This window comes from Paraburkholderia yinzeri (genome assembly GCF_046581065.1).
In the GTDB taxonomy this organism is placed as follows: domain Bacteria; phylum Pseudomonadota; class Gammaproteobacteria; order Burkholderiales; family Burkholderiaceae; genus Paraburkholderia.
The window spans coordinates 991,044-1,002,074 of the sequence record NZ_JBFOCJ010000001.1 but is presented as its reverse complement, the minus strand read 5'-3'; the positions used below and the strand labels follow the sequence as shown (position 1 = coordinate 1,002,074).

The window sequence follows — 11,031 nt, the reverse complement described above, 5'->3', positions numbered from 1 at the left end:
ATCTTTCGATCACTTAAAAAATACTTCGATACAATCACAACCCTGATTCACTTACTGACGCCCATCTCTAGACGCGTTCAGATGAATCTCTTTACTACTTCTTCCTGATTGTTAAAGAACGACAGCCGATACTTTACGTACCGCTCTGACTGGCTCAATCGCCAATGCGTAATACCCGGTTTGTGTTCAAACCGGACACTAGGCATTAAGGATTGGTGGAGGATGACGGGATCGAACCGACGACCCCCTGCTTGCAAAGCAGGTGCTCTCCCAGCTGAGCTAATCCCCCAGTCACATTCTCAAGGGATCTGCCCGTCCACAGACAGTGGTGGGTCTGGATGGATTCGAACCATCGACCCCCGCCTTATCAAGACGGTGCTCTAACCGACTGAGCTACAGACCCCTGAGTCTGTCTTTTCTACAGCCGACAAGTGTGAGCGCTTAACACGCAGTGAGCAGAAAGCTCTGGAAAGGAGGTGATCCAGCCGCACCTTCCGATACGGCTACCTTGTTACGACTTCACCCCAGTCATGAATCCTGCCGTGGTGACCGTCCTCCTTGCGGTTAGACTAGCCACTTCTGGCAAAACCCACTCCCATGGTGTGACGGGCGGTGTGTACAAGACCCGGGAACGTATTCACCGCGGCATGCTGATCCGCGATTACTAGCGATTCCAGCTTCACGCAGTCGAGTTGCAGACTGCGATCCGGACTACGATCGGTTTTCTGGGATTGGCTCCACCTCGCGGCTTGGCAACCCTCTGTTCCGACCATTGTATGACGTGTGAAGCCCTACCCATAAGGGCCATGAGGACTTGACGTCATCCCCACCTTCCTCCGGTTTGTCACCGGCAGTCTCCCCGGAGTGCTCTTGCGTAGCAACTGGGGACAAGGGTTGCGCTCGTTGCGGGACTTAACCCAACATCTCACGACACGAGCTGACGACAGCCATGCAGCACCTGTGTGATGGCTCCCTTTCGGGCACATCCACCTCTCGGCAGACTTCCATCCATGTCAAGGGTAGGTAAGGTTTTTCGCGTTGCATCGAATTAATCCACATCATCCACCGCTTGTGCGGGTCCCCGTCAATTCCTTTGAGTTTTAATCTTGCGACCGTACTCCCCAGGCGGTCAACTTCACGCGTTAGCTACGTTACCAAGCCAATGAAGGCCCGACAACCAGTTGACATCGTTTAGGGCGTGGACTACCAGGGTATCTAATCCTGTTTGCTCCCCACGCTTTCGTGCATGAGCGTCAGTATTGGCCCAGGGGGCTGCCTTCGCCATCGGTATTCCTCCACATCTCTACGCATTTCACTGCTACACGTGGAATTCTACCCCCCTCTGCCATACTCCAGCGATGCAGTCACCAATGCAGTTCCCAGGTTAAGCCCGGGGATTTCACATCGGTCTTACATCACCGCCTGCGCACGCTTTACGCCCAGTAATTCCGATTAACGCTCGCACCCTACGTATTACCGCGGCTGCTGGCACGTAGTTAGCCGGTGCTTATTCTTCCGGTACCGTCATCCCCCCCCGGTATTATCGAAGAGGATTTCTTCCCGGACAAAAGTGCTTTACAACCCGAAGGCCTTCTTCACACACGCGGCATTGCTGGATCAGGGTTGCCCCCATTGTCCAAAATTCCCCACTGCTGCCTCCCGTAGGAGTCTGGGCCGTGTCTCAGTCCCAGTGTGGGTGGTCGTCCTCTCAGACCAGCTACAGATCGTCGGCTTGGTAGGCCTTTACCCCACCAACTACCTAATCTGCCATCGGCCGCCCCTTGAGCGCGAGGTCCGAAGATCCCCCGCTTTCCTCCTCAGAGCGTATGCGGTATTAATCCGGCTTTCGCCGGGCTATCCCCCACTCCAGGACACGTTCCGATGTATTACTCACCCGTTCGCCACTCGCCGCCAGGATTGCTCCCGCGCTGCCGTTCGACTTGCATGTGTAAGGCATGCCGCCAGCGTTCAATCTGAGCCAGGATCAAACTCTTCAGTTCAAACCTGTTACTGTTTTCTGTCCCTCTCGGAACAGGTCGCTCACTCAAAGCTGACAGGTTCTGAATAAATTCAAAAACCTGACTTACTTTGGTGTGAGACTCTTGATACTTGTGCTTTCCGACAGACTCCGAAGAATCCACCGGCCCGCCCACCGCATCAAGCGCCCACACCTGTCGGCTGTAAATTTTTAAAGATCGTTCGCAAAAACGCCGCTAAAACTCATCAACTGCCGGCTTCTTCCTGCGTCGCTGCGTCTGCAGCAGAGAAACGAGATTATGAAGCGTCTCTTTCGCTTCGTCAACACCTTTTTTGCGCTTCCGCTTGAAAGCTGTCAACTCCACCGCCGCCCGTTTCCCTCCGGCGGCCCCGCTGCCCGTACATCTGAACTGCGAAGGGGGCGAATCTTACCGCCCCTCCACAGCACTACGCAAGGGGGAACGAGAAAAACTCGGCTTACCTCCCGGCCAACGCTGCCAGCGGCACCGCCTCAGCCATCGCCGCATAGCCCGTATCGCTTGGATGGATGTGGTCGCCGCTGTCGTATTCGCGGCGCAGTCGCACCGGATCGGCCGGATCGCGCAGCACGGCATCGAAATCCGCGACGTCGTCGAACGCGTGGCTAGTCCGGATCCATTTATTCACTGCCTGGCGAATCGCCTCGCGTTCCGGCGGCAACGAGGCCGGAGTCAGCGTCGCCCCGACAATACGCACGTCGTGCGCGTGGGCCTGTGCAATCACCCGCTTGTACCCCGCAATCAGATCCTCCGCGTTCACGCGCGTATGCGGCGCGTCGCAGTCGAGACCGCCACGCGGCGGCATTGCCTGAAAGTTGATGTCGTTGATGCCGATGAGCAGCACAGCCGTTTTCACACCGGGATGGCCGAGTGCATCACGTTCGAAGCGGCGCTCCAGCGCGTCGCCGTAGCAGGGCGAGTCGCTCAACAGCCGGTTGCCACTGATCCCGAGGTCGATCACGGCCAGACCCGGCCTTTGCTCGCGCGCAAGCCGTCTGGCCAGTGCATCCGGCCAGCGGCGGTTCTGGTTCAGCGATGACCGCATGCCGTCCGTGATCGAATCACCGATCGCCGCGACGGTCGCCGCACCGGGCGCCTCGACGGCAAGCCCCGTCACCCACGCATACTGCGTGAAGCGCTGCGAGAAGGCCGCGCCCGATGCGTCGGCGACGTGATCGCCCGGCCGCGAGACGTAGTTCACCTGGCTCGCCACCCTATGCCAGGCGACCATCGTTTGCCCGGATCCCATATAGGAGCTGATCGCGTACGCCGAGCCCGCGCGTATGTCGATGCGCACCGGATCGCTGTCCACAGCCCCGCCAGGCGGCACCGCCACACCCGGCTGTCCGCCGAACGTCACCCGTGCGGCGCCCGCTTCGCTGGCCGCCGCCTCGCCCGACGACGGCGCGATTCCCATCGCCTCGATGACGAGCGGCGCGCGCCCGTACTCATTGCTGATATGCACGCGAGCGACCTGGCCGCCCAACGTCGGATAGACGATCTGCCGAACCGTGCGCCCCGCGACGGCCGGCGCCCGATAAAGGGGCGGTGGTGCCACGAGCGCAGGAATCGACTGCAGCGCCGTCGCCCAGCTCGTCACCCAGGAGGCCGAAGGTTGATCGGCAAACGAAGGCCCGCTAACGGCCAGCGAAGCAAGAAAAGCGGCGCCGGCCGCAACGCGCGAAAGAGCAATCTTCATCCGGAAGAGCATGGGAGAACAAAACGCCCATTGTGCCCGATGCCCCGCAACATCGACCTTCCAACCTGCTGACACGACGAAGATCCCTCTTCGATCCGCGATCGGGGCACACCGCTGGCGATTCGCATCCGATCCGCTAAAACTCAATAAGCGGGTTCGGCCCGCTCTTTTTTGCTCCATCGCAAAAATTTATTTACCGACCGGTCGGTTGGTTTATACTGCGCACCATACCTAACCTCGAAGAGAGCGTTCGCCATGTACACGCAATCCCTCGACATCCCCGGCAACGTCGCCCCGCTCGACGCGGACGCCGCCTCGCCGGAGCAGGCCCGGTTCGATGCCGTGATGGCCGCCGACGGCAAGATCGAGCCGCAGGACTGGATGCCCGAAGCCTACCGCAAGACGCTCGTGCGCCAGATTTCGCAGCACGCGCATTCGGAAGTGGTGGGCATGCTGCCGGAAGGCAACTGGATTTCGCGCGCGCCAAGCCTCAAGCGCAAGGCGATCCTGCTCGCCAAGGTGCAGGACGAAGCGGGCCACGGCCTCTACCTCTATAGCGCGGCGGAAACGCTCGGTGTCTCGCGCGATCAGTTGGTCGATGCCCTGCACGCCGGCAAGGCCAAATACTCCAGCATTTTCAACTACCCGACGCCCACCTGGGCGGACGTCGGCGTGATCGGCTGGCTCGTGGACGGCGCCGCGATCATGAACCAGATCCCGCTGTGCCGCTGCACCTATGGCCCTTACGCGCGCGCCATGATCCGCATCTGCAAGGAAGAGTCGTTCCATCAGCGCCAGGGCTTCGACGCCCTGCTCGCGATGATGCAAGGCACCGACGCCCAGCGCGAGCTCGTCCAGCAGGCCGTGAACCGCTGGTGGTGGCCGGTGCTGATGATGTTCGGCCCAAGCGATGCCGATTCGGTCCACAGCAACCAGTCGGCCAAATGGGGGATCAAGCGCATCTCGAACGACGACCTGCGCCAGAAGTTCGTCGATGCGACCGTCGAACAGGCCAAGGTGCTGGGCGTGACGCTGCCCGACCCGGATCTGAAATGGAACGAGGCGCGCGGCCACTACGACTACGGCACGATCGACTGGGACGAATTCTGGCGCGTCGTGAACGGCGACGGCCCGTGCAATCGCGAACGCCTTGGCACGCGCGTCAAGGCGCACAACGAGGGCGCATGGGTGCGCGAAGCCGCGCTTGCCCATGCGGAGAAGCAACGCCAGCGCGCCGCGAAGCAGGCCGCCTGACCTGGCGCAAAACATGGGGCCGGAGTCGGCGTCGAAGCGCCCGTTCCGGCCGACACAGGAATCTGGAAGGAGATCAGTGATGAACAAGGAATGGCCGATCTGGGAAGTGTTCGTGCGCAGCAAACAGGGCCTCGACCACAAGCATTGCGGCAGCCTCCACGCCGCCGACGCCTCGATGGCGCTGCGCATGGCGCGAGACGTCTACACGCGCCGCCAGGAAGGCGTGAGCATCTGGGTGGTGCCGTCGTCGGCGATCACGGCGTCGGATCCGAACGAGAAGGCCGAGCTCTTCGAACCGGCCGGCGACAAGATCTATCGCCACCCGACGTTCTATACGCTGCCCGACGAAGTCAATCACATGTAAGAGCACCAACATGACGACGCCCACGCAAGAACACCTGGCGTACGTGCTGCGCCTCGCCGATACGGCGCTGATCCTCGGTCAGCGCAACACGGAATGGTGCGGCCACGGCCCGATCCTCGAAGAGGACATCGCGCTCGCCAACATGAGCCTCGACCTGATCGGCCAGGCGCGCCTGCTCTACACGCATGCCGCGACGCTCGACAAGACGCTCACCGGCCGCGAGCTAACCGAGGACGACTACGCCTACTTCCGCGCCGAGCGCGAATTCGCGAACTACACGCTCGCCGAGCTACCGCACTTTGGCCCGCTCGCCGGCACGACGCATTCGGCCAACGATTATGCCGTGACGATCGTGCGCAACTTCCTCTACGCCTCGCTGATGGCGCATCTGTGGACCGCGCTCCTGCGCTCCGCCGATCCGCAACTGGCCGCGATCGCCGAGCGCTCGATCAAGGAAACGCGCTATCACGTGCACCACGCGCGCGAGTGGCTGATCCGCTTCGGCGACGGCACCGAGGAGTCCCATCGCCGCGCGCAGGCGGCACTCGACTGGCTGATGCCGTACACGCGCGAATTCTTCAGCACCGACGCGGTGGAAACCGCCGTAGCCGAGGCCGGCATCGCGCCCCTCACCGCGCAGTTCGAAGCCGCGTGGCGCGCCGAAGTGGAAGCCGCGCTCGAAGAAGCCACGCTCACGCTGCCGGAAGCCGTCAAGCATGTTACGACCGGCAAGCTGGGCGAGCACTCGGAACATATGGGCTACGTCCTCGCCGAGATGCAGAGCCTCGCCCGCCAGCATCCGGGCGCGCGCTGGTAAGCCGGACCCGCCCACGCAGCCAATCAAGGAAGTCACGATGCAAGCCATGGCAGATCACGCACTCGAGCGCGCCTGGGAGGTGCTGGAATCGGTACCCGATCCGGAGATTCCGGTCGTGTCGATCCGCGAGCTCGGGATCCTGCGCGACGTGCGACGTGCCGCCGACGGCCAGCTCGAAGTGGTCATCACGCCCACCTATTCGGGCTGCCCGGCGATGTCGCAGATCGCCGAAGACGTCGCACACGCGCTCGATAGCGCCGAACTTGCGCCGTACCGCATCGCGACCACCCTGACCCCCGCGTGGACCACGGACTGGATGACCGACGCAGCGCGCGAGAAGCTGCGCGCCTACGGCATCGCACCGCCCACGGGCCAGTGCGGTTCGGGCGCCGCCACCGCCGGCGAACAGCCCATCACGTTCATGCCGCGGCCGCTGCCCGCGCCCGCTTGCCCGCACTGCGGTTCGCAGCATACCGAGCGCCTCGCGCAGTTCGGCTCGACCGCCTGCAAAGCGCTGTACCGCTGCCTCGACTGCCGCGAACCCTTCGACTACTTCAAACCCTACTGATATGGCCACTCCGCAATTCCATTCGCTGCGCATCCGCGAGGTGCGGCCCGAAACCGCGGACGCGGTCTCCGTCGCCTTCGAGATTCCGCCCGAGCTCCGCGAGGCGTATCGCTTCACCCAGGGGCAGTTCGTCACGCTCAAGACCCACATCGACGGCGAGGAAACGCGCCGTTCGTACTCGATCTGTGTCGGCGTGACCGACTACGACCGCGACGGCGAACTGCGCATCGGCATCAAGCGTGTGCGTGGCGGGCGCTTCTCGAACTTCGCGTTCGACCAGCTCAAGCCGGGCCACGAAATCGACGTGATGACGCCCGACGGCCGCTTCTTCACGCACCTGAACGCCGAACACGGCAAGCACTACGTGGCGTTCTCCGGCGGCTCGGGCATCACGCCGGTGCTCGCGATCATCAAGACGACGCTCGAAACGGAGCCGCGCAGCGCGTTCACGCTCGTGTACGGCAACCGCAGCGTGGACCAGATCATGTTCGCCGAGGAACTGGAGGACCTGAAGAACCGGTTCATGAACCGCTTCATGCTCTACCACGTGCTCTCCGACGACATCCAGGACGTCGAGCTCTTCAACGGCGTGCTCGATCAGGCGAAGTGCGCGTCGTTCCTCGAATCGTTGCTGCCGGCTGCCGGAATCGACGAAGCGTTCATCTGCGGCCCGGCGCCCATGATGGATGCCGCCGAAGCCGCGCTCAAGGTCGCGGGCGTGCCGTCCGGGAAGGTGCACGTGGAGCGCTTCGGCACGCCGCTGCCGCAGGCCGGCGTGCCGCCCGTCGAGATCACCGAAAACACCCCGGCCGCCGATCTCGAAATCGTGCTCGACGGCAAGAAGCGCAAGCTGCGCCTGCCGTACGAGGGCGTGAGCCTGCTCGACGTGGGTCTGCGCGCGGGCCTCGCGCTCCCCTACGCGTGCAAGGGCGGTGTGTGCTGCACCTGCCGCGCAAAGGTGATCGAGGGAGAGGTGAAGATGGACAAGAACTACACGCTCGAGGAGCAGGAAGTGAAAGACGGCTTCGTGCTGACCTGCCAATGCCATCCGGTGAGCGAGCGCGTGGTGGTGAGCTACGACGAACGCTAGAGGCGGCTGACGCCAGGCTGACGGGGCGCTCGCGCAACAGTGCGCTTTCGGCGCTCAAGCGATCCGCTTACACTAGGGGCCGCCCGCAACCGGCATGGTGCCGGAACGCGGGTGGTCCTTTTTGTTCTGGCATTCCCGATGACCACGATCCACCTCACTCACAGCGAGCCGGCAGCGGCCGCACTGCGCCAGGCCCTCGAAGCGGAAGGGCGGACCGAACGCGTGATCGCGCTGCCCGACGACCTGACAGTCGGCCCGCTGCGCGACATCGACGAGCCCGCCGACCCGGCCGCCGACCAACGCGCCGCGTTCTGGCAGCGCCTGGGCGGCGTGCCCGAGACGCTGACGGCCCACGACTGCGCGGCGCTCGACGCTCTCGAAGCCGACGATGCCAACGTGGTGATCTGGCACACGAACGACGCCGCCAATCAGTTGACGCTGCGCCGCATCTGCTATCGGCTGCGCAACGTGCCGCAGCGCCTGAACGAAGTGCGTCTCGCACCGGACGAAGTCGCGGGCGAAACCGCGGCGGCGCGCCTCGCGGCCCGCCTGCCGGACGCCGCGCCGATTTCCGTGCTGCGCATCACGCGGCTCGCACTCGAATGGCAGGAGGCGAAGTTCGCGAACGGCGAGACGCGCCGCTGGCGCGACAATACGTTCACGAGCGGCACCTGGGCGGATCTGGACCAGTTGATCCTCGATACCCTGAGCGCGGCCCGCACGCCGTGGCTCGCTCCGGACGCAATCGCGGCGGCCCTGCCGCGCGCGGGAGCGCGCGCGCCGGTGGCCGAACCCGTCGTGCTGTGGCGCCTGCGCGAACTGGCGGCAGCCGGCGAACTGCGCCTGCGCGACGACATGCACGCGGCGCCGGCGAACATCGAGCCGCAGCCCCGCACCGCCACGCTTCATACGGCAACGCAGCCTCCCCTTCCCCGCTGACAAAAAATCAAACATGGCCCGTACCCGAGCGCCCGACCACGAGACCCAACGCGACCAGATTCTCGAACTCGCCGCCGCGAAATTCGCGCAGACGAGCTACCCGAGCACGTCGATGTCCGATCTCGCCGCGGCGAGCGGCACCTCGAAGGCGCGTCTCTACCACTACTACGAGAGCAAAGAAGCGATTCTCTTCGACCTGCTCGACCGGTACACGAAGCGGCTGATGCTGATCATCGCCGAGGTGGAAGGGACGAGCCAACGACGCGGCCTTGACGAGCGGGAAACCTTTGCCGAGCTGATCCGCGCGTTCCTCGCCGAATACGAGACGTCGCACAGCCGCCACGTCGCACTGCTCAACGACGTCAAATACCTCGTCGACGCGCAGCGCGAGATCATCCTGAACCGGCAGCGCGACGTCGTGGCGGCTTTCACACGCCAGCTCGCGCGCGCCTACCCCGGGCGCGTCACCCCGGAAAACCAGACGGCGCTGACAATGATGGTGTTCGGCATGATCAACTGGACCTTTACCTGGCTCAAGCCGGGCGGACGGATGGCCTACCGGGACTTCGCCGAGCAGGCGATCGCCGTGATCGATCACGGCTTGCAAGGGGCTTGAGCACGATGTGCTGACCGAGCAGTTGCACTGCATCGCAGCATGACGCTCTTCCGCAACACTTCGGACCCTTATGCGGCCCCAAAAATCAATCTCATAAAAATCAATGGCTTGCGCGAATCCGACTCTTAATTAGGCGCAACACTCAAATCGAAAATACGGGTTTTCCCTAGCCCCACCCCAGGGTTTTCGCTAGAATTCGTTTTGCGGCGCATCATGCCGCATGAATTTTAAGGAGAACCGACCCATGAACAAGCTTTCGACCCAAGCCGCCGCGCCGATCCTGCCGTCCGGCCGCACGCTGACGTCCGGTCGTTCGCCCGCCATGGTGCGCGTCCTCACTTCGGCCGACCGCGAGCGCCTGCTCAAGCACTTTCTCGCACTCGACCAGGACGATCGCCTGCTGCGCTTCGGCCAGGCTGCACCCGACCATGTGATCGAGAACTACGTCCGTTCGATGGACTTCACGCGCGACACGGTGTTCGGCGTGTTCGACCATCAGCTGCAACTGGTCGGCGTAGGCCATCTCGCCTACCTCCCCGCGGACGGCAATGGCCGCACGGCCGAATTCGGCGTTTCGGTGCTGGAAAGCGCGCGCGGCCAGGGCATCGGCTCGAAGCTGTTCGAGCGGGCCGCGATCCGCAGCCGCAACACGCATGTCACGACGCTCTACATGCACTGCCTGTCGCGCAACGCCACGATGATGCACATCGCCAAGAAGTCGGGCATGAAGATCGAGTACGCCTACGGCGAAGCCGATGCTTACCTCTCGCTCGCACCGGCCGACCAGAGCAGCATCATCGCGGAAATGCTGCAGGAGCAGGCTGCCGTGTTCGACTATGCGCTCAAGCGCCAGGCACGCCAGGCGTCGAAGCTGATCGAGTCGATTCTGCCGCAGGCTATCGCAGCCTGAATCCTGACTCATCGGCTTGAATGAAAAAAGCGGCTTCGGCCGCTTTTTTCATTCCTGCTCCATTCCTGCGCCGCCGCCGGCATTTCAACGGATCAACGGATCGGCAGCGCCGTCGTCTCCTTGTACGTCTGGAGCGAGAAGCTCGACCGCACGTCGATCACCGAAGGATGGTGCAGCAACTGGTCCTGCACGAAGCGCGAGAAGTGCGCCATGTCCTCCACCTGCACACGCAGCAGGAAATCCATGTCGCCGGTCATGGCGTGGCAGGCCACGACTTCCGGCCAGGTCTGCACTGCCGCGCGAAACAGCTCCGCATGCGTGACACCCTCCCGTCCCGCCGCCGTCGGGCCGCGCTTCTCCAGCCGCACGCTGACGTAGGCCAGCAGGTCGAGCCCCAGCTTCTGCGCATCGAGCAGCGCCACGTAACCGCGGATCACCCCGGTCTCCTCCAGCCGGCGGATGCGCCGCAGGCACGGGCTCGGCGAGAGGTTCACGCGCTCCGCGATCTCCTGATTCGAAAGCCGGCCATTCTCCTGAAGAATCGCCAGAATCCGCCGGTCGATCGCGTCCAATTCCAGATCAGCCATTTTCTGCCACTCAATAATGTATCGATGGCATTTTATAGCTCAATCTGGCGATTCCAAGCCCCATATCGCAAGCTTCCTTCCGAATTGAACGACTACACTGCCTGCACGAAATTCGGACGTTCAACTTCGATCGCTCTTACGGGCGTGGGCCCCGAGTAAGCGCTAAAGCGCT

General features: G+C 63.1%; 10 protein-coding genes, 2 tRNA genes and 1 rRNA gene. 8 read left to right on the top strand and 5 right to left on the bottom strand.

Going from position 1 to position 11,031, the window contains the following annotated elements:
• Nucleotides 1-213: 213 nt before the first annotated feature.
• The 4 genes from WJ542_RS04835 to WJ542_RS04820 form a co-directional block, all read right to left on the bottom strand.
• Nucleotides 214-289 (bottom strand) — tRNA-Ala (locus WJ542_RS04835).
• A 37-nt stretch (nt 290-326) separates the two neighbouring features.
• Nucleotides 327-403 (bottom strand) — tRNA-Ile (locus tag WJ542_RS04830).
• Nucleotides 404-469: 66 nt separating this feature from the next.
• Nucleotides 470-2,000 (bottom strand): 16S ribosomal RNA (locus WJ542_RS04825).
• Between the two features lie 454 nt (nt 2,001-2,454).
• Nucleotides 2,455-3,714, bottom strand: coding sequence for an SGNH/GDSL hydrolase family protein (locus WJ542_RS04820; RefSeq protein ID WP_411188249.1), 1,260 nt, complete (start codon nt 3,712-3,714; stop codon nt 2,455-2,457).
• Between the two features lie 255 nt (nt 3,715-3,969).
• Between WJ542_RS04820 and paaA the strand changes: the two genes are divergently transcribed.
• The 8 genes from paaA (at nt 3,970) to WJ542_RS04780 (ending at nt 10,272) form a co-directional block, all read left to right on the top strand.
• Nucleotides 3,970-4,968: a 1,2-phenylacetyl-CoA epoxidase subunit PaaA gene (paaA, locus tag WJ542_RS04815; protein ID WP_411188248.1), complete on the top strand. Its 999-nt coding sequence runs from the start codon at nt 3,970-3,972 to the stop codon at nt 4,966-4,968.
• A gap of 79 nt (nt 4,969-5,047) precedes the next feature.
• On the top strand, nt 5,048-5,332 hold the full coding sequence (paaB, locus tag WJ542_RS04810) for a 1,2-phenylacetyl-CoA epoxidase subunit PaaB (protein WP_010092957.1): 285 nt from the start codon (nt 5,048-5,050) through the stop codon (nt 5,330-5,332).
• Nucleotides 5,333-5,342: 10 nt separating this feature from the next.
• Nucleotides 5,343-6,149 (top strand): 1,2-phenylacetyl-CoA epoxidase subunit PaaC, encoded by an 807-nt coding sequence (paaC, locus tag WJ542_RS04805; protein ID WP_411188247.1) that lies wholly within the window; start codon nt 5,343-5,345, stop codon nt 6,147-6,149.
• A 37-nt stretch (nt 6,150-6,186) separates the two neighbouring features.
• Nucleotides 6,187-6,717, top strand: a complete 531-nt coding sequence (gene paaD / locus WJ542_RS04800; protein ID WP_411188246.1) for a 1,2-phenylacetyl-CoA epoxidase subunit PaaD — start codon at nt 6,187-6,189, stop codon at nt 6,715-6,717.
• Between the two features lies 1 nt (nt 6,718).
• Nucleotides 6,719-7,807, top strand: a complete 1,089-nt coding sequence (gene paaE / locus WJ542_RS04795) for a 1,2-phenylacetyl-CoA epoxidase subunit PaaE (RefSeq protein ID WP_411188245.1) — start codon at nt 6,719-6,721, stop codon at nt 7,805-7,807.
• A 138-nt stretch (nt 7,808-7,945) separates the two neighbouring features.
• The gene (locus WJ542_RS04790; RefSeq protein WP_411188244.1) at nt 7,946-8,746 is read left to right on the top strand and encodes a DUF1835 domain-containing protein; all 801 of its coding nucleotides are present in this window, start codon (nt 7,946-7,948) and stop codon (nt 8,744-8,746) included.
• A 13-nt stretch (nt 8,747-8,759) separates the two neighbouring features.
• Entirely contained in the window at nt 8,760-9,362 is a 603-nt protein-coding gene (locus WJ542_RS04785) for a TetR/AcrR family transcriptional regulator (RefSeq protein ID WP_411188243.1), read from the top strand.
• A gap of 244 nt (nt 9,363-9,606) precedes the next feature.
• Nucleotides 9,607-10,272, top strand: coding sequence for a GNAT family N-acetyltransferase (locus tag WJ542_RS04780; protein ID WP_411188242.1), 666 nt, complete (start codon nt 9,607-9,609; stop codon nt 10,270-10,272).
• Nucleotides 10,273-10,364: 92 nt separating this feature from the next.
• Here WJ542_RS04780 and WJ542_RS04775 read toward each other — a convergent pair whose 3' ends face one another.
• Nucleotides 10,365-10,859 carry an Lrp/AsnC family transcriptional regulator gene (locus WJ542_RS04775; protein ID WP_411188241.1) on the bottom strand — a complete coding sequence of 165 codons (495 nt, stop codon included), beginning with the start codon at nt 10,857-10,859 and terminating at the stop codon, nt 10,365-10,367.
• Nucleotides 10,860-11,031 lie beyond the last annotated feature (172 nt).